Raw genomic sequence first — 22852 nt, 5'->3', positions numbered from 1 at the left:
GGGGGAATGAGCCATCACTTGGTGGATGAAGATACTGCGCGGAATATGGCGGATGCGCTGACCTATCTTGGGCGCGTGGCAATCGATGCCGGGTACCAGTCGGTGGTCGCCGACATCCTCGCGCTGCGTGACAAGATGCAATCCATTGCGGACGCGGAGGATGCAAATCGGCTCAGGAGGGCAAACGCATGAGTTCCGAGCGACCGTTGGCACGTTTCGACCACCTCGACTTCTTTGCGGAGCGCGAGTCGCAGGTTCGGGCCTATTGCAGGCAATTGCCGGCACTTCTCAAAACCGCTCGGGGAGCGATCATCACGGATGCCGAAGGCGATACTTACGTCGATATGCTGTCGGCATGCGGCGCGCTCAATTACGGGCACAACCATCCGCATCTGCGTTCCGCGGCGGTGGAGTATCTGCTGTCTGACGGGATATCCGCAGGGCTCGACTTCCATACGGAAGTCAAGCTCCACTTCATGTCGAAGTTTGAAGAGACGATCCTCGCGCCCCGCGGGTTGCGCTATCGCATGCAATTCCCAGGGCCGACAGGCACCAATTGCGTCGAAGCAGCCTTAAAGCTGGCTCGCAAGGCGACGGGGAGGTCCTCCATCGTCGCGTTCACCAATGCGTTCCACGGGGTGTCGATGGGATCGTTGGCCGCCACTGGTTCGGCTTCGTGCAGGGCGTCCGCGCGAGGGCTCCTGGGTGGCGTCATAAGACTGCCTTACGATGGATACTCCGGAGCCAATCTCGCCGAAATTGCACGGTTTGAGAGGATGGCGATGGACCCCTCGGGAGGGATTGAACCCGTCGCGGCGTTTCTGGTCGAGACCGTCCAGGGAGAGGGAGGGCTCAATGTAGCGTCGACTGAATGGTTGACTGGCCTTGCGGCCGCAGCGAAGCGTATGGGAGCGCTGTTGATCGTCGACGAAGTGCAGACGGGCTGCGGACGCACCGGGCCGTTCTTCAGCTTCGAGCGAGCCGGTATCGTTCCTGATATCGTATGCCTTGCGAAATCCATCGGCGGATACGGGCTTCCGATGTCTCTGTTGTTGATGCGGCCGAAGTACGACGTCTGGTCGCCGGGCGAGCACAACGGAACATTCCGTGGAAACTCACTCGCGTTCGCGACTGCTGCTGCCGCCTTGGATCTGTGGACGAATGACTTCGCCGAGGGCATCGACCGACGCGCGCGCGTGTTGACCGAGTGGTGCCACTCCATGTCTGTTCAACATCCCGGTCGCTTGACGGCGAAGGGGCTCGGCATGATGCAGGGATTGAAATTCGTTGACCCATCGCATGCGGCTCGAACCGCACGCCTTGCCGCGCTGGATCGTATCGTGATCGAGTGCTGCGGGCCTCACGACGAAGTGCTCAAGATCATGGCACCGCTCAACATCGAAGTCGAACTCTTCGCCTCAACGTTGAAGCGCCTCGGTCATCTCATTGATGCGAGTCTCGGATCGGACGAAGCGGTACCGCTTCTAGAGCGACACGATGCCGTGCTTGATCCCCATGATCACGGCAGTAATGCGATTGCCGGCCCCGAGCTTCTTCATGGTGTTGCCGACATGGAATTCGACCGTCTTCTGGGAGATGCCTAGAATTTCCCCGATTTCCCAGTTCGTCTTTCCTTCCTTGCACCACTTGAGACACTCGATCTCCTGCGCGGTCAAAGCTACCGCCGGCAGCTCGCGTCGGTCGATTAGTTCGCAGTATTTGAGCCAATACTGCACGCACACCATGTAGATATGAGCGGTCTTGTCGACGGCCGGCGTTCCATTCTGCCGGAAGCTGAGGCTGATCAAGTCGGTTTCGCGAGCGGGTCCGCGCATTGGGATCGTGATTCCCGAATGCACGCCCAATTCCCGACACTCCTCGAAGAAATTGCGTTGTGCTCGGTTGACCTGGCCGGGGTCGCACGTTTCGGACCAACTGAATGGTCCGCGCGCCGTATGGATGTGCTGCACTACGGGATCGATGCGGTCCCATTGCTCCGCCCTGTAAGTGTCGAGATACCCCAGCGGAAACTCGCTCCAAGGGATCGAGATCAGTCGTTTGTTCTGCGCCCTCGCGAACACCGCGTTTTCGTATCCCTCCTCGCGTATCGTAGCGAGGAACAGGTCCTTCAGCTGGGATGCGCTGCTCGCATCCCGAGTCTTATCGATGAATTCCTCTATAGTCGTGATCATGGTGCCCCCCAGCTCCATCCGGAATTAACCAGCGTAGTTCAGAAACTCCCGCATATGCCGATTGAACGTCGCGGGCACTTGCCAATGTGGCGCGTGGCCAGCGTCGAGCAACACGGGCCTTCCCTTCCAAATGTTTCGGTAACTGAGACCGTCGATGTATTCGATCTTTACGAAGGGGTCCGTTGCACCTTGGACAATCGCTATGGGACGCTTGTCGGTGCAAACGGTTTCAACTTCATCCGAGCCAACCCCGGCCATCCCGTTCCGCACCATCCAGTACCGCGCATTGCCGTCCGTTCTGGCGGCGGCTCGCAGGTGCTCTTGCACAGCCCGATTTGACCCCATCATGGCGCGGACGTACCGCTGACAGTCGTCGGACGAAAACCTCCAACGTCCCGCCAAGGCAGTCGACGGCGTCCATCTGAAGCCTGCACTCACCCCTTCCGGATTGAGGCGTACGGGAGGAGTGCCGGTCAGCATAAGGGACCTGACTTCGCTATATCGAGCGAGCATCTCGAGCCCGATGTGGCCTCCCAGCGACCAACCAACGATGTGGTACGATCGATAACCAAGTCTGGTCATGAGGCCGTGCAGCAGCGCCGCATAGCCTGGGAAACTGTAAGTCTTTCGCGGCATGTTGGATCGGTCAGATTCGCCGTGGCCGGGGAGATCGGGCGCAACGACGCCGAGGCCTGCACTTTCCAACGCGCGAAACTGTCGTGCAAAGATCTCTTTCGAAGAAGAGTTTCCGTGGATCAACAGCGCTCCGACTCTGCCCGAAGAGCCCTCCAGGACGCTCAAACGTAGGCTCCCGATCGCGCGCTTACGCGACCGCATGGGTGTCTACTGAACGGGACGAGTCCCACGCATGCGCAGGATGGCAAATGAAAATCATTGAATGAACTCACACAACTTAGAGGCTTTTCGAATTAAATATTCCCGCATTGATGCACCAATGATTTTCCGGGTCAACACATTTTATCATCTATGCGGGTCTGAACCTCGCGAGCCTTCCGTTCGCGCACGCGCGCAGGTAGCCGCCGCTTGATCCGTATGGACGATGCGGAGGCATGGTCAAGGCGCCAGCCGCCACCCTCGCCATCAACACCGTTTCCCCTTGCCCGTTCTCGCTAAGCAGTTCCAGCGCCGGGCTTTTGCACCAATCTGCAATTCAGATACCTGTAATCAGAACTAATCATTTTTTTGGGTGACCTCCTTGTGCACCGATCGACTTCAAATAGATCGCAGAAGCCGCCGAGGACCATTGCCTCGATCTATCTTCAGATTGGACCGCTTATGGATGCCACTGATCTTAGGTTCTTTGAGGCCGTCGCCCGCCACGGAAGCATGAACAAGGCTCCAACTCTAATAAATCCGTAGGTGCCGTCGACGATCAGCCATAGAAACGTTGCTGAAGCCGCAATGGAATGAGCGACTCTGCCCGGCGCGAAGCGAGAGATTGCTTCGTGCCGGGTAGTCGCTTTTATGCGCTAATGCCTCGAGGCGCAGGCGTACATATTGATTTCCATGCCAACTTGCACTTCGACGATCTTCGGGGCTTTCCAAGTCATTCGGTTCTCCCATGGACGATGGCGCGATGCTCGCGCGGAGCAAACGTAAGACCGCGTTCGATGTAACGCAAGAGATCACGCTAGAGAGCTCACATCCGGCTGTTACTTCTGCAGATTGACGCCGTGCGCCTGCTGCCCAGCGATATCAGACCTGTGCCGCTGACCATGTCATCTGAGAACCAGATGAGACGTGATCTGTATTAATCATTTTTCGCCTGCCGATTCTTTATCTAGCGTCGAGTAGCCGATGAAAGCGCCGCGTGCCGTTGCTCGTACGACGAAAGCGCTTGCATGCGACGCGTGATTGTAACCCTTGGAGAAATACATGAATCTAAGAAGCAGGGTTTTCTTTGCTGCCGTGTCCGTCGCTGCCTGCATGGTTGCCGGTGCAAGCGCAAACGATTCTGTTGTCCGGGCGGTGGCCAATACCGAACAATGGGCTATTGCAGGTCACGATTACGCGAACACGCGCTTCAGTCCCCTCAAGCAGATCAATTCGGCGAACGCGGGAAAATTGTCGTTAGTCTATTCGTTCTCTCTCGGCTCACTACGATCGAACGAATCCTCTCCGGTCGTAATCGGCAATACGCTGTATGTCACCACGTCGTGGGGGCCGAAATACGTTTATGCGCTCGATGCAGCGTCGGGAGCTCGTAAATGGACCTATGAGCCGGATGTTCCGGACGATGTGTTGCAGTACGCCTGCTGCGACGTCAACAACCGTGGCGTATCCTTCGCTGAAGGCAAGATTTTTATCGGAAGACTCGACGGCAAGCTGACCGCGCTTGATGCTGTAACCGGTAAGGAACTGTGGACGTCGACGGTCGTCGACTACAAGCAGGGTTCAGTTATCACCTCGCCTCCACTCATCGTTCGCGATAAGGTGATCACAGGCTTCGGCGGCGGGGAGTATGGGGTACGCGGTGCGCTTCAAGCCTATGATCTCAATACAGGCAAGCAGGTCTGGCAGACCTTCACTGTGCCCGCACCGGGAGAGCCCGGCAGCGATACATGGAAGGGAGATACAGGACTGAAGGGCGGCGGCGCGGCGTGGCTGGTCGGCTCTTACGATCCCAAGTCCGACACTGTCTATTGGGGCACCAGCAATCCCGGTCCCTGGAACACGGCCGTCCGTTCCACCGGCAATAGTGATTTCGGTAAGCTGACGAACCTCTATACTTCCGCGACGCTCGCTCTCGATCCGAACACGGGCAAGATAAAGTGGCACATACAAGGGACGCCAGCGGACGCCTGGGATTATGATGGCGTGAACGAAAACATCCTTGCCGATCTCACGATAGGTGGCAGTACGGTCCCGACCGTTATGAAGGCGGACCGCAACGGCTTTTTCTTCGTCGCCAATCGCGAAACCGGCAAGTTGTTGTCAGCGGAAAAGTATACTTTCGCAAATTGGGCCGAGAAGTGGGACATCGCAACGATGCGCGCCGTTGAGAACCCGGACAAGCGGCCGGGACCGGGCCGTCCCGCAAAGGATATTTGTCCCAACTTGATCGGAGGCAAGAACTGGCAGCCGATGTCGTTCAATCCCGAAACGGGCCTGGTGTATATTCCGACCAACAACATGTGCATGGACTTCACGGTCAGCGACGTCGGCTACAAACGTGGCGTCTTCTATCTAGGTGCCGAATTCATTACCAAGGAAGGCGCGGGCGGCTTCCTCGGTGAACTCGTGGCTTGGGACCCGGTGGCGAACAAGAAGGTCTGGGGTATTAGAGAAGAGCTCCCGTTCAACGGCGGGACGCTTACTACCGGCGGCAACCTAGTGTTCTCCGGCGATCTTCGCGGAGACTTCCGGGCCATTGATGCGAAGACTGGCAAGATTCTCTGGAAGAAGAACCTTGGTTCAGGCATTGGAGCGGGTCCAGTAACGTATTCGGTCGATGGCAAGCAGTACGTCGCCGTAGTCGTGGGGCGCACCGCGGCGATACCTGCGTTCCTAGGAGAAGTCGGAAAGAAAATGACGGCCGCGGCTCCCGAGGGCGGTGCTTTGTTCGTGTTTTCGGTTCAATAAGCCTCAAAGGCACGTGAATGTCATGAGCGGCTGCGGTCGCTCATGACACGCCGATTAAATATGTGCCGGCGGTCCCGTGTGCGGCCCGTGCTCTGATCAGGAGAGTTTAGGATGCTCGAAGCCAAGCCTGCTGACGCCGGCGCTCCTCGCTCCGAATGCTGCGCTCGCCGATACGCGAGCATATTCACTATCGCGATCCTTTTGATGCTCGTCGTACCCGTCTTGCGGACCAGTGCAGACGAGGTCAAGCCGCTGCACCTATGCGCCGACCCAACAAATCTTCCGTTCTCCAGCAGCGAGCCGAACCAACCAGGTTTTTACGTTGAGATCGGTCGGGCACTAGGGCACGCGCTGGGCCGGCCGGTGAGCTATGACTGGTACAAATCCTATTTCGGGAAGCGCACCGTGCGCGTCACACTCCTTGGTAAGCAGTGCGACGCCTTCATTGGGCTTCCCCTGACAGACGATTTCATGGGCCCGTCGGTTGTGTTCTCAAAAAGGTTCAGCACGCTGAGCTATGCTGTAGTCACCAACAGGGAACGAGGGATCCGAAGCCTTGATGACCTGACGGGCAGGCGTGTCGCTGTGCAATTTCAAACGACGCCGCAAGACCTCCTTGCATTACGTGACGATATCGAGAAGATGACCGTTATTACGCCTGAAGAAGGCATGGAAGCCCTGGCCGAGGGCAAGGTGGATGTAGCGTTTATTTGGGGACCGATCGCTGGCTGGCTGAACAGAACGCGCTATGATGGACGCTACCGGGTCCAGTCCACTGAAGGACCGGGCCTGTCATGGCCGGTCGCTATCGGGTTTGCCAAATCTTCGAAAGAGTTGCGGGATCAAGTCGACGTGGCGCTGCCTTCACTGGAGCGGAGAATTGCTGATCTCAGCAAAATGTATGGTCTTCCGGGCGAAGAGCCAATCCAGCTAGGCCAACCCCGACCTGCGACAAAGCTCACAGGGGCGGAGACATCGGTCCAGCCCGCCAATGTGGCGCTTTCAGGTGCCGTAGCGATCCCGGAGGTCTTGAGTTCTGGAAGAGAGATCTTCAACGGAACCTGCGCACATTGTCATGGTCCCGACGCAGTGCAGAGCGAGCGCCGCATCGATCTTCGGTTGCTTAAAAAGCGCTATGGCGAAGACACTCACTCAAGATTTTGGACCGCTGCTCAGGAAGGGCGGCCCGCCAAGGGAATGCCAGCTTGGAAGGGCGTGTTCAGCGATGAGCAGCTCGAGAACGTCTATGCCTACCTAATGAGCCTCCAAACACCGAATGCTCAATCTAATTGACCCGGCACAGATGCCGACCACTTGGCTTTCCAGCGTCCGTAGATGGATTGGATAGGCGTGGTGTATCCCATCAGCAGCGCCGAAGGCTGTTCTTTCTGCTCGGCTCTTGGTTTCTGGTCGATGAAAAGGTCGTTTCGGTATTCTGCCACGAGCCTAAGACCAGGGTCATGACACCGCCTTCATTAGCGCGACAACCGCTCGTGCAAAAGTGCCTGGGGCTTCCTGCGGAAGGTTGTGACCAGCGTTGGGAATTCTCCGGTGTACACGGGGGCCACGAAATTTCTCCGCCATTGCAGACCCGTCGCTTGCCGGAAAATTGCCGTCGGCCTCGCCATCCAGCGTAATCGTCGGAACGGTAATAGCAGGCTGGCCCGCAAGCAGCCGCTCAATCGCATCGTAAGTAGGGCAGCCCGGCGCCAAGCCGACTTGATGGCGGTGCGAGTGGATCACTATGTCGACGTGATCCGGATTGTCGAACGCTCCAGCCGTTCGTTCGAATGTTGCTTGATCAAAGCGCCAGGAGGGCGAGTTGCGTGTCCAAATTGCATAGGCGACGGATCGCCGGTCGGCAGCCAGTTCCGCCCGGCCATGCTCAGTCTGATACAAAAGACCGGACTCCTTGGGTGGAGTCGTGTTCATCGCGAGCCCGATATCCTGAATGAGATAGCCGTTGACGGAGATCAAACCCTTGCAACGCTCAGGCCAAATGGCGGCTGCAACGCAAGCGGCGCGCCCGCCCCAGCCGTAACCGGCGAAGATGGCAGTCGGAATTCCAAGGGCATCCATCAAGGCAATCACATCGGCGCCGAGGGCCCCTTGTTGACCCACGCGCATTGTTGCGGACTTGAGAAAGCAAGTGGATCCGTGCCCGCGAAGATAGGGTACGATGACGCGGTAGCCCTGAGCTTCGAGAATGGGGGCAACCTCAATGTAACTGTGGATGTCGTAAGGGTAGCCATGCAGGAGCACCACCACCTGGCCGTCGTGTGGACCGGCCTCGTAGTAGCCGATGTCCAGAACGTCTGTGCGGACTTGTTTGATCGGACCCATCGCACCGGTCGATGAGGCGGCCGGAACGGCCGCCATCTCGGCTCCGGCGAGTGGAGCGATTCCGAGTCCTAATGTGGCCAATCCCGCCGTGCTCACGCCCGCCGCCTGCAGGAATCGTCTGCGTTTTGCATCAAAGAGATCGGGCATGTGATCTTCCTATCGTAATCGTCTGCGGGTGGTTCTTACGCCTGTTCGAAGTCAGCGGCCGCATCATCAACCGCATAGAAGCTGCCGCGGCAGAGATGACGCTGGTGGGTCCGGGTTACCGAAGGGAAGTAGGGTCCGATGGCGGGTCCGGACATATCGTCTCTGCGGAGGCTCTGCCCAGAACGGTTTGTCGCGACGATGACTAGACCGTCTGGCCCGCGGCGGCGGCGAGGCTCTTCACATATCCTTCAACATTTTGCGAGCCGCTGAAGAGAAGATTATTGCCGAGGAGGTAACTCGGGACGCCGTTTAAGCCGGATAAGCGGACAATCGCCTCGAGCTCCCGGATTTCGTCTTGAAGGTAAATCGACCGGCCCACCGCGTCGCTCGACATGCCCGCGTTTTTTGCGATGTGAGCGAGCACGGCGTGATTTCCGACGTCTTGACCGTCCGTAAAATACGCTACAAATAGGGCCTCAACGACTCCGTTCTGAAGGGCCGGGCCACCCTCCACGAGCGCCAATCGGACTAGGCGATGGGCTGCCAAAGTACTCGACGTGCGAGTTTGGCGTTCATAGTGGAAGTCAGCTCCAACCTTGCGGCCAGCCTCGACGGCACGGCCGTCCATAGCCAGAGCATTCTCCCAACTGCCGAAGCGACCGGTGCGGAACGCTTTCCTGTCCATCCCGTCCGCGGGCAGGTCTGGATTGAGTTGGAATGGCAACCATTCGAGTTCTACGTTTACGCCCCGAGCTGTCAGGATCGTTACTGCTTGGTCTAAGCTGCGTTTCCCAATAAAGCACCATGGGCAAACGAAATCGGAAACGACCTGCAAGGTCAGGTGCTGAGGTCGTGAGATCATGCGTTGTCCCTTCTACAATAGGCAAGCGGGAAGGTGGTGCACCCGTCGCACATGAGCTGGGTACCGGGCCCAGCTGCCGCGTTCAGGATCGTACCAAGTTCCTGTTTCGTAGCGTGGTAGAAGCCAAAGCAGAATTGCCGCTATCCGGCAGTTACTCTTCCTGCGTGCGGAACAATTGCGAGCGTTTCAGTTCCATGAATTGCCGCCTAGGCCAAGCTGACCCGGACGGGAAAGCCGCATCAAGCGGACCCTCGAACTGGAGCAGCCCCCCGACAGACTTGGAATTGCGACGCAGCTTGTGTTCATGCGCCTATATCGGATTTATCCATTCATCAGTGCTCTGCTCGGGTGCAAAGCGCTCAATCCTGAAATCGTTTGGCACCTCGGTAGGTCTTGAGAGCGCCATGCCATCGCCGCCGCGGTCAGTCGAGAAGTCGTCTTCTGATTAAGCTGCTTCACGAGATGTTAGGCTTTGTGATGCCGGCGCCTATCATTTTGATCCCGCCTGGCGTAGGGCGAGGATGTCTGCGATGGCGCGATTTAGCGGAGTTGGTACACCTACCCGTTCGCCAAGTTCTACCACGCCTCCGGACAACCAGCGGACTTCCAGGGCGTTGCCGCGTTGTAGATCGTGGTGCATAGATGATGTCATGTCTGCCGCGACATTGTCCGCCAATTCCAGCCGACGCTCTGCGTAATCCTCCGCCAGCGCAACGCCGTTAGCTCGCCCTACAGCGACAACTTCCTTCATGATATCGAGTAGGAAGGAGCGAGTCTGTGGGTTCTCACGAATGGGACCGATAGGGACCCCCATCGTGGTAGTAGTGCCCGAGAGGCCAACAAGGAACACGAATTTTTCCCAGATTTCGCGGAGAATGTCGGACGAGAATTCGGCGTTGATGCCGCCGCTTAGACACGCACTTAGAAACGCCTCGCCGCGGGCCGAGCGTTGGCCATCAAATTCTCCGAATATGAGCCGCTGCATGGGTCCGGTCTGCCGGATTACGCCGGGACGATCAATCGTCGTCGCGACGTAACCGACTCCTCCCATGATCTGGCCGGGATCGTAGTGCGCCCGGAGATAAGTGTCTTTCAGGACACCATTCTGGAAGGAGATAATTGTGGTCTTAGGCGCGACGACCGGTCGGATTTGGTTGAGCACTTTTTCCGTATCCCAGAGCTTCACGGCAAAGAGAACCAGGTCGACGGTGCCAATCAATGACGGATCGTCAGTTGCTTTGACAGGACTAACTCGGATTGGTTCGGGGCCCCCCTCTATCTGGATGCCTTGCTCACGTATTGCGGTAAGGTGTGCTCCTCGCGCCAAAAACGTGACGTCCGCCCCTCCGTGCGCCAGCTTCGCGCCGAAAAAACCACCTACTCCACCCGACCCAATGACAGCTATTCGCATTACCAAACCTCAAGCCGCCCACGCAAACGTTTGAACCACACGGCGTGTATCAGCCTAAAAGATGGTTGCGCAAGGCTGAGGCGCATGGAGGGGCTGTAACTCCTGAGCAAATCCTTTGAAGCTCTCTCGCTCATCGCCGGAACCGGCCACCGTGCCCTCCCTCGCCAAACCTGCGATGGTGTCATGCTCACGATGGTGGGCAACTCCAGCGCGGCACTGCTGGGTGAGAGGCGCGGAGCGCAATGTTTCAAAGGCGGAAGCGCCCGCGCTCCCTGTAGCTCAGGGGTGAACTCTGGGCGGCGAAGAGCGTCGATGAAGCGCTACCGTTACTCTTCCGCCTGCCGAAAGAGTCTATGCCGGGCAGCAGATATTCAGCCGATCAGTGCAAGCCATTACGTTGATGAGATCGGTCCCGCTGCGGGCCACCGGCGGCAATCGCGCCAGCCGTAGAAATCTCCGAGGCAAATCATGAGCAAGCACTTGGGTGCCGCCGTCATTATCGCAGCAACCGCTGTAGTCGCCGCTCCGCTTTTCGCGGGTCCGCAAGGTTTGAAGCCAAGTACTGAGACGATACGGGCGGAAAACGTCGATCGCAACACGGTACACAAACCGCAGGTTCGGCTCGAACGCCGCACGCCGGCCTACTGGCGCGTCATTCTCGACAACCCTCCATTCAATATCTTCGGGCCTGAAACCATACCGCAACTGAATAAGGTCATCACGGCTATCGAAACTGATCCGCAGGTCAAAGTGGTCGTGTTCGAGAGCGCCGTGCCCGGGTTCTTCCTGACCCATTACAACTTCATTCCCGATCTGGCCGAATCTACGGGGATGGCACCGGGCCCGACGGGCTTGCATCCCCTCCCGGACATGCTCATTCGCTTGAGCCGCGCCCCGGTGGTTTCCATTGTCTCGATCCGCGGGCGGGCGACAGGGGTGGGAAGCGAACTCGCTCTTGCAAGCGACATGCGCTTTGCCAGTCGCGAGAAGGCGATCCTGTCACAATGGGAAGTTGGCGCCGCGCTCGTTCCCGGCGGTGGACCGATGGCTCGCCTCCCGCGTTTGATGGGCCGCGGACGAGCCCTCGAGGTACTCTTGGGCGCCGACGACATCGGCGGCGAACTAGCGGAGCGGTACGGTTACGTCAATCGATCGTTACCTGATGCCGACCTGGATAAATTTGTGGAGTCGCTCGCTAAGCGTATCGCCACGTTCGACAAGCAAGCGATTGCGGATACCAAGCGTCTGGTTGACGCCGCAAGTCTGCCGGCCGATCCAGAAATAGCCTCGGGCTGGGACGCGTTCATCGCGTCGGTGCAACGTCCTCAAGCGCAACAGAAGATCAAGCGGCTAATGCAACTCGGGCTGCAGACGAGCGCGGATGTCGAGGGAAGACTCGGCCATTACACGGGAACGCTCGGACAAAAGTGATGCTGACCAGATTCAAATCTCTTTCGCGCCTATTCGGCGCGTCACCCCAACATGTTCAACGAAAGGACCGACCCTTGATCAAAGTTCTCGTTCTCTACTATTCAACCTACGGCCACACCGAAGCACTCGCACAAGCCGTTGCCGAGGGAGCACGCTCGACCGGCGCCCAAGTCAGCCTGAAGCGGGTCCCTGAGCTCATGTCGTCCGAAGTCGCAGCCAAGGCAGGAGCCAAGCTTGACCAAATCGCGCAAGTCGCAAGGCCTGAGGAATTGGCCGACTACGATGCCATCATCGTGGGGACACCTACCCGTTTCGGTCGGATGTCGTCGCAGCTCGCTAATTTCCTGGATCAGACGGGCGGACTGTGGGCGGAGGGAAAACTGATTGGCAAGGTCGGCGGCGCGTTCACCTCAACAGCCAGCCAGCACGGCGGTATGGAGACCACAATCTTCTCCGTCCTTACTTCACTGATGCACCACGGCCTCATTACTGTCGGTCTGCCCTACTCGTACGCCGGCCTTGTGAAAATGGACGAAGTAACGGGCGGTACTCCTTATGGAGCGTCAACACTTGCCGCTGCCGACGGATCACGCAAGCCGAGCGAAAACGAATTGGCCGGCGGGCGTTTTCAGGGGCGCCATATTGCGGAGATCGCCGCTGCCCTCAAACGTGGCGCGCTTCAGGCGGCGATGGCCGCAAAGTAGGGTCAGTGCATCAGAAGCCGGGGCGGGGGCACTCTTCCCTCGGCTTCTTCACCTTCGTCGCAGACGCAACGTATTGAATGGGCGAGCAGACATGATCGAAGATCACAGGAATATCGCCGCGCTTGTAGGCCGCTATTTTGATGGTTTGTTCCGAGGCGACGTTGAAATGCTGCGTTCGGTGTTTGACTCGCGTGCTGTCGTGGTAGGCGAAATCCATCAGCAACCCTATTACAAGACTGTCGAGGCCTATCTGGATGGCGTCGCTTCTCGCGAGTCCCCGGAAAAGCTCGGTGAGCGCGTCCAGATGGAGCTGATATCGCTGGATGTGGCCTCAAATATAGCGTCGGCTAAACTGCATGTCCGTATGCTGGGATTCAACTACTTCAATTTCCTTTCCTTCATTCGCCAAACCGGCGAATGGCGCGTGATTACGAAGAGCCTGACCCACGTCGAGGAATGATGGACAGGCCTGTCGCGAGAACGCTGCACCGGCAGCTTCTATCATGGTAGCGCAAAAAAGCCGGCGTAGGCCGGATTGCGGGAATGAGCTGGAGCCAATTGAAAGCCGGAATACGAGACTTTCTGGGCTAAAGCGGACCTCGCTATATGATGCCAGAATGGTTGTCTTTCCCCATGACCGCCGAATGGCGATCCTGACCCGGAGCGTGGACATCGCATATAGGTGCAGCAGCACCATGGGCTCTGACGGTAGTCTGGCTGGGCTGCGCAGGGCGAGGTAGGTCAGCCAAAAGGTGCCAACGTGAGCTTAGACTGAATTGACGGGCATCCATCCTTGCTCAGAACACCAAAATATCCGATGTATTATCGGTATTCCACGTTTTTGAAGAATGTGCATGGATCGCATTGAAGCAATGAAGGTGTTCGTGGCGGCCCTGGATGAGGGCAGCCTGGCTGGCGCGGGGCGCCGGCTCAGACGGTCGCCGGCTGCCGTCAGTCGCGCCATTGCCTTTCTGGAGCGTCATGTCGGGGCCGAACTTCTTCACCGCACCACCCGCACCATCAAGCTCAGCGACGCAGGCGAGCGCTATGCTTCGGCATGCCGGCGTGTCCTATTGGATCTCGAAGAGGCCGACCTTTGTGCTGCAAGTGAGCGCAGCGCCCCACGGGGGACACTGACCATCACTGCACCGCCAATCAGCGGTGAAGAAATCTTGCGACCGGTCATCGATGCCTACCTGGACGCCTATCCCGCCGTTTCAGTAAATCTCATCCTGCTCGACCGCTACTCCAATCTCGTCGAGGAAGGAATCGATATCGCCCTGCGCGTCGCAGAACTTCCCGACTCCTCGATGGTCGCCGTGCGTATTGGAGGAGATGTGAAGCGGGTCATCGTTGCCTCGCCGAGATATCTGGCCGAGCATCCCCGCATTGCGGAACCCGCCGACCTGCTAAAGCACCGCATCATCACCACAACGCATTTCGGGCATGACGCTTGGATCTTTCCGCCGGCCACCGGTAGCTCGATCGCCCGTTCAATTCACTTCAAACCGAGGCTTGTCGTTAACAGCGTTCGCGCTGCACTCGCATCGGCGGTCGACGGTCATGGCGTTACGCGGCTTTACACCTACCACGTAGCCGAGCGTGTGCAGGAGGGATCGCTAAAGATCGTGCTGCGTAATGCCGAAAATCTCCCGCTTCCGGTTCACCTGATCACTCCACAAGGCCGAATGTCAGTGCCAAAGGTTCGCGCCTTTGTGGACTTTGCAGTCCCGCGCCTGCGAGCCGAGTTCGCGAGGCTCTCTGCGGAGGCCGACGCTCTGAGGACGTGAGGGCTATCCTCAATTCTTCCGACTGCAGGAAGAGTACCTGCCGAACAGCGGCAATTCAGTTAGCACACCAAACCCCTTAAATGGTGAGACGGGTCCACACGACCGCCGGGACGCAATCGCGTCGTCCGGAGAAATCATAGGGCAAAAACACATGAGTAATGAGCAGAAGGTCGCCATCATAACTGGCGCATCGCAAGGTATCGGCGCCGGTCTGGTCAAAGCTTACCGCGATCGCAACTACCGAGTCGTGGCAACGTCCCGCTCAATTAAGCAGAGCGGCGACCCCGACATTCTTGCTGTGCCGGGCGATATTGGTGATCCTGCGACAGCTGATCGTGCCGTAAAGCAGGCCATCTCGCGGTTTGGGCGGCTTGATACGCTCGTGAACAATGCCGGCATTTTTATCGCCAAGCCCTTCACGGAGTACACAGCTGAGGACTTCGCGACGAAGATTGCGACCAATGTCGCGGGCTTCTTCCATATGACCCAGCGGGCTGCTGCCGAAATGTTGAAGCAGGGATCCGGACATATCGTCAGCATCACCACCAGCCTGACGGATCAGGCGATCTCCACTGTTCCCACTGTGCTGGCTAATCTGACGAAGGGCGGCATCAATTCGGCCACCAAGGCGCTCGCCATCGAATACGCATCCAAGGGAATTCGGGTGAACGCCGTTTCGCCTGGCGTAATCAAGACCCCGATGCATTCTCCGGACACCCACGAGTTTCTCTCCGGGCTCCATCCCGTCAAGCGCATGGGTGACGTTCGCGACATCATGGATGCGGTCCTCTACCTCGAGGCCGCAGGTTTCGTTACGGGCGAGATCCTTCACGTCGATGGTGGTCAAAGCGCCGGCCATTGAATGAGCCGGATTCAGTCTTGCGGAGAGGGCCGGCCCGAGAGGCGACGCGTCTCGAGTCCGGCCATCCGGCAGCGGCTCCTCGAGGAACGGAAGATCAAACAAATGAGCATTGTTCCATCACGGCTTTGCCAACGAGATTAGTGTGTCGGCCGTGACATGACACCGTTCCCATCTTGGCCGCCTCACCTTTGTGTCCGCTCGCATTGGTTTAGCGTTCGCACAAAAAAGACGCGTGACGATAATCCCAATAAACCATCGTTTCACGTTACTTGGCGGTAACCAGATTCTTTGCGGGCAGCGGGGTCGAAGCACGGTGGATAGCTACAAACGTGCTAGGGCTGCCACCATACACTTGAAGAGGAACCTTCATATGAAACGCGCAGTGGGTTTTGCATTATTCGCTCAAGCATTGATCTGTATTTCGACGATCGCCCCAGTGCAGGCGCAGGGGATTTCTCCGAAGGAGTTCGACGCCGTGCTGTCGGAGAACATCCAGTGGAAGTCGTTCCCCGCGTTTCCCGAAACAGTGCGCCTTGCCATCGTCGTCGGAGACCCACAGAAGCCGGCTCCGTTCGTGGTTCGAGTGAAGGTACCGGCGGACGCTAAGATCATGCCGCACAGCCATCCCGAGGATCGCATCTACACCGTAATTTCTGGGGTGTTCTACATCGGCATCGGGGACAAATACGATCCCGCCGCCCTGAAAGCCTATGCTCCGGGCAGTGTCATTGTATTGCCGGGCAACACTCCGCATTTTCACTGGGCGAAATCCGGGGAGTATGTATCCCAGGTTAGCGCCATCGGGCCGCTGGGCCTCCACTACATCGATCCGGCGAACGATCCGCGTAAGAAATAGCTTCGCGCGCAACAGGCTCCGATGCCCGCAAACCTTCTTCACGCGCTGAAGTCGGTGCTGCTGACCCACGCCCTTTCCAAGCTGCTGCTCCACTTCTGAGAAGCCCTTCTTCATGAAAATTAAAACGATCGAACCAATTGTGCTGAAGATTCCCTTCGATGCCGGAGCCTCCAGCCAAGGGTTTGGTGACAAGCCATGGACATCTTACGACATGCTGGTCGTAAGGATCGAAACCGACAACGGTCTGGTGGGATGGGGAGAAGCCTGGGGGTATGGGATCATTCCCGCTACCAGAACGACCATTGCCGACATCGTTAGTCCGCATCTGATCGGACGCGAGGTCGCGGGGTTTTCGGCGATGCTCGACGAGGTCCGCTACAAGCTCCATCTTTTCGGACGCAATGGCACGGTGAACTATTCTCTGGCGGGAATCGAAATCGCGCTGTGGGATATTTGGGGCAAGGCCAACAACCTTTCCATTCACGAGCTGCTCGGCGGCGCTCGACGTCTCGCATTCGAGGCCTACGCCAGCCTGTTGCCTTATCGCGGACCCGATATCGTTGCCGAAATCTCGGCCCGAGCCGTAGACAAGGGCTATGCGGCGGTCAAACTTCATGAGATCGAGATGGCGCCCATTCGTGCAGCGCGCGCGGCAATCGGCCCCGATGTTGCGCTCACCGTCGACACCAACTGTCCCTGGACACTCCAACAGGCCAAAGCCATGGCGCGGCAGATGGCCGATTGCAACATCATGTGGCTGGAGGAGCCGATTTGGCCGCCAGAAAATTTCTCCGCTCTTGCCGAACTCAATCGCGAATCCGGCATCGCGATCGCGGCGGGTGAAAACGTTGGATCGGTCCGCGAATTCTCGACGATGCTCTCAAAGGATGCGGTGAGCTACGTCCAGCCGAGCGTTACGAAGATCGGCGGCATCACCGAAATGCAGAAGGTCTTCGTGCTGGCAGATGCGCACAATGTAACGGTCGCGCCGCATTCCCCGTATTTCGGTCCAGGTTTCGCAGCCACCCTGCACCTTGCGGCAACACTTCCCTACGCAGTCCAGATAGAGCGGGTGTACGTGGATCTCGAGGCGTCGCCGTTCGCCGCGATGATCAACCTGAAGGATGGCAGGATCGCCGTGCCGCGGGGACCCGGGCTCGGGATCGAACCGGATATTGCCGTGCTCACCCGGTATCGCGTTGCCTAACCGACCTTCCGGCCAACGGCGTCGCCGCCGGCCCAGTCCCGACTACGAGTGCTCCGTCTATCCTGGGGCGCTGAACTGTACCAATCCGTTACGGTGGCTAGGCGCGACACATCGTTCGCGAAATCCCATCCGCATCCAAGCAGCAAGGAGCAGTTAATGAAGAGGCGCGATTTCTTCAAGGCGGCTAGTCTCGGCGTCGCGGCCGCAACCGTGAGCTCCCCAGCCTTGGCCCAGTCCACCCCCGAACTCAAATGGCGGCTGACCTCGAGCTTCCCGAAATCGCTCGACACCATCTTTGGTGCATCGGAAGTCTTCGTCAAAGCCGTTGCCGAAGCCACCGACAACAAATTCCAGATTCAGATATTCGCCGCCGGCGAAATCATTCCGGGCTTGCAGGCACTGGACGCAGTATCCAATGGCACCGTGGAGATGGCACACACCGCTACCTATTACTACATCGGTAAGGATCCGACTTTCGCATTCGGCACGTCGGTTCCGTTCGGACTAAACAGCCGCATGCAAACGGCGTGGCTCCAGGTTGGCGGCGGCTCCGAACTCTTCAACGAATTTTTGAAACCTTACAACGTAATTGCGCTCTTGGCTGGCAACACCGGCTGTCAGATGGGCGGCTGGTTCCGAAGGGAACTTAAGGAACCATCAGATTTGAGTGGGCTAAAGATGCGCATTGGCGGTTTTGCGGGGCGGGTCTTGACCAAACTTGGCGTCGTGCCCCAACAGCTGGCGGCCGGCGATATTTACCCATCGCTAGAGAAGGGGACCATCGACGCTGCGGAGTGGATCGGTCCCTACGACGATGAAAAGCTTGGTTTCCAGAAGGTCGCGAAGCATTACTATTTTCCCGGCTGGTGGGAGGGCGGGCCAGCGCTCCACAACCTCGTCAATCTTCAGAAATGGGATTCTCTGCCGGCAGGTTACCGATCGATCATCAAGTCGGCATCGTCGTTGGCGAATGAGACCATGCTGGCACGTTACGATGCTTACAATCCGCCCGCTCTGAAGCGATTGATTGCAAGCGGCACGCAGCTGCGCCCATTTCCACAGTCAATCATGGAGGCTTCATTGCGGGCCGCGAACGAGGTCTATGCGGAAACGTCCGCCAGCAATCCGAACTTCAAGAAGCTCTACGAGCAAATGGCGATGTTTCGTAGCGATCAATATGCTTGGTGGCAGGTCGCCGAATCCAGCTTTGACGGCTTCCAGATCCGATCACGCACACGGAATTGATCACAAGTCCCAAGCCTACTTATGATCCGATCGGCAGAGTAGCCTGGCCTCACATTGAGACCAGGTTGCTCGTTGTACGACGACCGTCAATTGTCAGGATCCGAAATCGACCTTGGATGCCTCGATCTGCGGAATATCAAACCCGGCGTTCGTCGAAGTTCACCTTGCCTGCATCGATCTAGCAGGTCAAAGAGTCTCGGTCACGCCTCAAGGTAATGATTTGCATGAACGAACGCTGGTCAACGAAGACCGAGTGCGCGATCTAACCAACGACTGCGGCCTCCATCGTCACGATCGAGAGCTGTATGCCTGTGATCTCGAAAGCTTCAAACCACCTGCCGGTCTAACCTGAGAAACGGCTGGTGTTCAGAGTGATGCTCGCTCCTTGTCGGGCGCGTCACCGCCCCCAAGCCAGAACAAACGCGAACGGCTAGGAGAAATCTTTGCGCGATTCGAACAATTCTTGAATAACGTCGTTCAGCGACGTTATCATCCGCGTCAGTCTACCTAGAGACGCGCGGATAACCCGTGGCGCTTACAGAAGACAATCGCAGATCGTGTTGGCCGGCTGCGTGTCGTGTCCAAGCCGGCGGGACGCGAAGCAGGTCGACCGCAAGGCTTGTAGCCAGAAACGTGTAAGCAGCCTGTCAAACAGCATCTGCACGTTGAGTGCAAGTCTCTTCCCGTTGTCCATGACGCGCATAACCCTATCGATTTGTAATTCCATACAACTATTCAAACGGCTTGAGACGTTCGTGTCGCGCCCGCCTCAGACCACACTATCAGGAGCAGCATCTTCCCGAGGATGATTTACACCCTACCGGGCGACGGATGAAGGCTCGCCGCTCGGCAGACAGTGTTCCATGGAATGCAACATTGAGGATTCCATAGGAAAGAGATCTCGATATTTGATGCGGGTCTCGGGAGGTCAAGTTGAGCGAGTTTCGTTGTGCCGTCCCTCACATGCCGACCCGCGGCTCGGTCGCGCCCAACGCGCTCCATTACGTCTCGCGCCACGGCTGGTGGGCCTAGCACCTTCCGAGTCATATCGTCTCTGGCAATTCCACACGTCACGACCTGTCGATTGAACATTTGGTAGAAAAATCGCTCTTGGAAATCCCATGACCTGGGGTTACATCGACTCTCAGGTTTCCATCTGGTTACCGGAAGAGGCCGACCATGGTGCTCAAAATGCGAAAGAACAGGACGCCGCCGCCGGCGCCATCCTGCGCGTTGACAGAATGCATGTCGCTGCTTCGTGGGGCCTGGACGCCGAATATCATCTGGCATTTGAGCGCTGGACCACGTCGGTTTGGCGAGTTGCGGACCGACCTTTCGTCGATTTCCGCGAAGGTGCTGAGCGGGCGCCTTCGCGATCTGGAAGCCAAACGCGTCGTCGTCCGAAGCGTGATGCCGACGTCGCCTCCTTCCGTCGAGTATGCGCTCACGGAGCTTGGCAAGGAACTCGTGGCCGCAATCCAAGCGGTCGTCAAAGTCGCCGAAAGGCTAAAAAGCCAAGCTGCAAGCGCGGCCGAGACAGGAAGATTGACGGAAAGCGGCGCGCGAAGAAACAATGCGTTCTGATAAGGCCCTGGATTAGATTCCAGGTGCCTCCTACCTCTTGAAGACTCGTCAAGAGGAGCGCGTCTCTAAGCCCAAAGTCGGTGCCTTCGTCGACATTGCCGATCCCTCGCTTCAAACTGGAGATGTTGAACATTTCGATCGACGTGCAGAAGAGTACCCCCCGAAGGACGCCGGCGACGTGTTTTCCAAACACATAGCCGTCGCAACGAACAGTCTTGAGGTAAAGAGAGACGCACGCGTAGTCGCGCCGCGGTTGTCGCAACCGGCGCATCGGTCGTGCGGCAGACCCTGTTCAGTAACATCGCCGTGTTCGGAAGAAACGTGCATTGTTCACGGTTGGAATTGTCTGCCTCAAAAAAGAGCCGGGGTCACCGACCCCGGCAAGTCAAGGGAGGAAGTCGCCATTCCAGTGACCTATGGAGGTCACATCCGCCGGTGAGAGTGCGGAATGCTGATCGCTAGTTCGCTTTCAGCTGTAAAAGCACGTGATTGCATTCAGCCGTCGCGATTGTGATTTAGGCCTTTAGCTGAGTGCATAGAGCGGCCATAGAACCGGTCGATACGAAATCGATGGTACCAGATCGTTGAACGACAGCGAAGCACCGCTCTGATCAGCCGTTCGAGCAATCCTCGTTCCTGCCGTCCGACTGGAGCCCTGACCGTTAGATTCGTAGCGAGCTGTGTCGTTGATGCCCGTTGGCTCCCGCAATTCTCGTCCCTTACGTCGGGTCGGGCTCTGGTTACCGGCAGGAAACGTCATTTCTCAAAGGATCGTTGACCATCACGTTGGCAAGATGGTCCCGTGGCCATACGTTCGAGATACCACCTCGATAATGGGAAGTGTCTGGATCGACGACTGCGCCCCAGGCCGGGGCGCTGATGCGCAGAGGGCTAAGCCAAGTCCGACGTCGGTGACCTTCGCGATGTCGACGATGGTCCTCCCACTGGCTGTTGGAGATCCTTTGAACTCAAACGCCAACGAGGGCGCCGCAACGCACGTTTCTCAAGGAGAAAATTATGCCGTATGTGAACATCAACGAGACGCGGGTAGGAGCGGCGCCAGGCGATACAGTCACCAAGCGTTGTTGATTGGATTGAATACAGCCTCTTCGATCCGCGTATTCGACGTTGTAAGGGCGCTGTCTTTTGTAGGCGACCTTAGCATGGGGCAGCCCATCGATCACTCGATACGCGCGGCGTGGATTTCCGACCAGATCGCCGTCTCCGAAAAGTGCAGCACTGCCGAACGCAGAGCGGTTCGGCAAGCAGCGCTACTTCGGTGGTCGGGTTGCACAGCAACAGCCAACGGATTTGCAGCGCTCTTCGGGGACGACGTGTCCGGGCGGGAGGCCATGCTTTCGGCTCGGCCCGAATGGTCTGCGCTCGTCCAAGAGAAGGGTGGCATGGACAGAACCATGGTTCCGCTTGCACAGATTCATTGCGAAGTCTCTAGAGAGGTTGCGCGAATGCTGAACCTTGACGAGGCGACAGAACAAACACTTTTCCATCTCTGGGAAGCTTATGATGGGAGTGGAATGCCCAACCGTCTGGAGGCAGACCGTATTCCGCCGTCAGTATTCATGGTCTCGTTAGCTGGGGATCTGGAAATCTTCAGCCGAGTATATGGCATCGATCGAGCGTTACAAATGATTGCCCGACGAGCTGGCGTAAACTACCCGCTCGCGCTTGTTCGCAACGTTACGATGAACGCGGAGCGTTGGTTGACCGCGATTAAGCAAGAACCAAGTGCTAAACTACATGACGTGTTGCTAACGGAAGAAATGAAAAAAGCGACAAGCGTCGAGTTGGTGGCCGATATTATTGACCTCAAACTTCCCTGGATGACAGGCTTTTCAAGACGGGTGGCGAACGCAGCGGCCGATTGTTCCGTGCGGCTCGGATTGGCCCCCGACAAAGTAGCCAACGTATACCACGCGGGCCTGATCCATGGGATAGGTCGCGCCTCGACGCCAAACGACATCTGGAATGTGCCGGGACCGCTGTCGGAAGCCGCGTGGGAGAAGGTCCGTCTTGCTCCGTATTGGACGCTGCGCGCTGGCAAGCAGATTGATAGACTTAACCGGGCAGCGGAGATTGCCTCGTTTACCTATGAGCGTGCCGACGGTTCGGGATATTTTCGCGGGAGCGCTCGCCAATCGATTCCTGTGGAGGGCCACATTGTGGCGATCGCGGCGGCTTGGGTCGCGCTTCGTTCCGACCGACCATGGCGAGCCGCAATATCGGCTGAATCGGCATCCGCGCACATTAGAGGCGAAGCGCAGCTTGGACGCTTTGATCCAGAGATTAGTCAACTTGTTACCGAAAGTCTAAACCCAAGGCGCACGGCAGGCCAACGGAAAGGGCACCGTGCATCTCTCTCCAAACGTGAATTAGAGGTGCTGCGTCACGTCGGTTATGGAGCGAGCAATAAAGAGACGGCGCGGGTGCTTGGGCTAAGTCCGAGCACCGTGCGTACTCACGTGGAGAGCATCTTCAGGAAGTTGGACTGTTCAACGCGCGCGGCCGCAACTCTCAAGGCTTCAACGTTAGGGCTTTTGTAATCGTTCTGGCAGGCAGGCCGCGGAAGAACGGCAGACAACAAGCCGAACTAGTTC

Annotated in this window: 20 protein-coding genes; 14 read left to right on the top strand and 6 right to left on the bottom strand. The window is 57.7% G+C overall.

All coding sequences use genetic code 11. From position 1 onward, the window contains the following. Positions 1-6: 6 nt before the first annotated feature. Complete coding sequence (locus JQ597_RS04450) at positions 7-192, top strand: hypothetical protein (RefSeq protein ID WP_212263035.1); 186 nt, start codon at positions 7-9, stop codon at positions 190-192. Further along, positions 189-1604 (top strand): diaminobutyrate--2-oxoglutarate transaminase, encoded by a 1416-nt coding sequence (locus JQ597_RS04445; protein WP_212263034.1) that lies wholly within the window; start codon positions 189-191, stop codon positions 1602-1604. Before JQ597_RS04450 ends, JQ597_RS04445 begins: the two co-directional genes overlap by 4 nt. Here JQ597_RS04445 and JQ597_RS04440 read toward each other — a convergent pair. From JQ597_RS04440 to pqqA, 3 genes are all read right to left on the bottom strand, one after another. Continuing rightward, positions 1485-2192, bottom strand: coding sequence for a helix-turn-helix transcriptional regulator (locus tag JQ597_RS04440; protein WP_212263033.1), 708 nt, complete (start codon positions 2190-2192; stop codon positions 1485-1487). The genes JQ597_RS04445 and JQ597_RS04440 overlap by 120 nt on opposite strands. A 24-nt stretch (positions 2193-2216) precedes the next feature. Continuing rightward, on the bottom strand, positions 2217-2951 hold the full coding sequence (locus JQ597_RS04435; protein ID WP_212263032.1) for an alpha/beta fold hydrolase: 735 nt from the start codon (positions 2949-2951) through the stop codon (positions 2217-2219). 731 nt (positions 2952-3682) lie between these two features. Then, positions 3683-3763 (bottom strand): pyrroloquinoline quinone precursor peptide PqqA, encoded by an 81-nt coding sequence (gene pqqA, locus JQ597_RS04430; RefSeq protein ID WP_212263241.1) that lies wholly within the window; start codon positions 3761-3763, stop codon positions 3683-3685. 325 nt (positions 3764-4088) lie between these two features. On the opposite strand from pqqA, the gene JQ597_RS04425 reads away from it, so the two are divergent. Together JQ597_RS04425 and JQ597_RS04420 are read left to right on the top strand one after the other, a co-directional pair. Beyond that, a complete protein-coding gene (locus JQ597_RS04425) occupies positions 4089-5795 on the top strand; it encodes a PQQ-dependent dehydrogenase, methanol/ethanol family (protein ID WP_212263031.1) in 1707 nt (568 codons plus the stop codon). A 111-nt stretch (positions 5796-5906) separates the two neighbouring features. Then, complete coding sequence (locus JQ597_RS04420) at positions 5907-7088, top strand: c-type cytochrome (RefSeq protein WP_249147350.1); 1182 nt, start codon at positions 5907-5909, stop codon at positions 7086-7088. A gap of 165 nt (positions 7089-7253) precedes the next feature. Here JQ597_RS04420 and JQ597_RS04415 read toward each other — a convergent pair whose 3' ends face one another. From JQ597_RS04415 to JQ597_RS04405, 3 genes are all read right to left on the bottom strand, one after another. Beyond that, positions 7254-8285: an alpha/beta fold hydrolase gene (locus tag JQ597_RS04415; RefSeq protein WP_212263030.1), complete on the bottom strand. Its 1032-nt coding sequence runs from the start codon at positions 8283-8285 to the stop codon at positions 7254-7256. A gap of 202 nt (positions 8286-8487) precedes the next feature. Further along, the gene (locus JQ597_RS04410; protein ID WP_212263029.1) at positions 8488-9147 is read right to left on the bottom strand and encodes a DsbA family oxidoreductase; all 660 of its coding nucleotides are present in this window, start codon (positions 9145-9147) and stop codon (positions 8488-8490) included. A 490-nt stretch (positions 9148-9637) separates the two neighbouring features. Further along, complete coding sequence (locus JQ597_RS04405; protein ID WP_212263028.1) at positions 9638-10558, bottom strand: ketopantoate reductase family protein; 921 nt, start codon at positions 10556-10558, stop codon at positions 9638-9640. Positions 10559-11026: 468 nt separating this feature from the next. On the opposite strand from JQ597_RS04405, the gene JQ597_RS04400 reads away from it, so the two are divergent. From JQ597_RS04400 to JQ597_RS04355, 10 genes are all read left to right on the top strand, one after another. Beyond that, complete coding sequence (locus JQ597_RS04400; RefSeq protein ID WP_212263027.1) at positions 11027-11989, top strand: enoyl-CoA hydratase/isomerase family protein; 963 nt, start codon at positions 11027-11029, stop codon at positions 11987-11989. 74 nt (positions 11990-12063) lie between these two features. Further along, positions 12064-12693 carry an NAD(P)H:quinone oxidoreductase gene (gene wrbA / locus JQ597_RS04395; RefSeq protein ID WP_212263026.1) on the top strand — a complete coding sequence of 210 codons (630 nt, stop codon included), beginning with the start codon at positions 12064-12066 and terminating at the stop codon, positions 12691-12693. A 91-nt stretch (positions 12694-12784) separates the two neighbouring features. Continuing rightward, positions 12785-13153, top strand: a complete 369-nt coding sequence (locus tag JQ597_RS04390; RefSeq protein ID WP_212263025.1) for a nuclear transport factor 2 family protein — start codon at positions 12785-12787, stop codon at positions 13151-13153. A 394-nt stretch (positions 13154-13547) separates the two neighbouring features. Continuing rightward, entirely contained in the window at positions 13548-14483 is a 936-nt protein-coding gene (locus JQ597_RS04385; RefSeq protein ID WP_212263024.1) for a LysR family transcriptional regulator, read from the top strand. 151 nt (positions 14484-14634) lie between these two features. Continuing rightward, the gene (locus JQ597_RS04380; protein WP_212263023.1) at positions 14635-15345 is read left to right on the top strand and encodes an SDR family NAD(P)-dependent oxidoreductase; all 711 of its coding nucleotides are present in this window, start codon (positions 14635-14637) and stop codon (positions 15343-15345) included. 370 nt (positions 15346-15715) lie between these two features. After that, complete coding sequence (locus JQ597_RS04375) at positions 15716-16201, top strand: cupin domain-containing protein (protein ID WP_249147334.1); 486 nt, start codon at positions 15716-15718, stop codon at positions 16199-16201. A 112-nt stretch (positions 16202-16313) separates the two neighbouring features. Continuing rightward, entirely contained in the window at positions 16314-17408 is a 1095-nt protein-coding gene (locus JQ597_RS04370) for a mandelate racemase/muconate lactonizing enzyme family protein (protein WP_212263022.1), read from the top strand. Positions 17409-17564: 156 nt separating this feature from the next. Continuing rightward, positions 17565-18653 carry a TRAP transporter substrate-binding protein gene (locus JQ597_RS04365; protein WP_212263021.1) on the top strand — a complete coding sequence of 363 codons (1089 nt, stop codon included), beginning with the start codon at positions 17565-17567 and terminating at the stop codon, positions 18651-18653. A gap of 1179 nt (positions 18654-19832) precedes the next feature. Beyond that, positions 19833-20237, top strand: a complete 405-nt coding sequence (locus JQ597_RS04360; protein ID WP_212263020.1) for a winged helix-turn-helix transcriptional regulator — start codon at positions 19833-19835, stop codon at positions 20235-20237. Between the two features lie 1163 nt (positions 20238-21400). Continuing rightward, positions 21401-22798 (top strand): HD domain-containing phosphohydrolase, encoded by a 1398-nt coding sequence (locus tag JQ597_RS04355; RefSeq protein ID WP_212263019.1) that lies wholly within the window; start codon positions 21401-21403, stop codon positions 22796-22798. Positions 22799-22852: the final 54 nt, after the last annotated feature.

Source organism: Bradyrhizobium sp. AUGA SZCCT0177 (genome assembly GCF_018130125.1).
In the GTDB taxonomy this organism is placed as follows: Bacteria; Pseudomonadota; Alphaproteobacteria; order Rhizobiales; family Xanthobacteraceae; genus Bradyrhizobium.
Note: the sequence above shows the minus strand (reverse complement) of the source record. Positions and strands in the feature narration are given on the sequence as shown.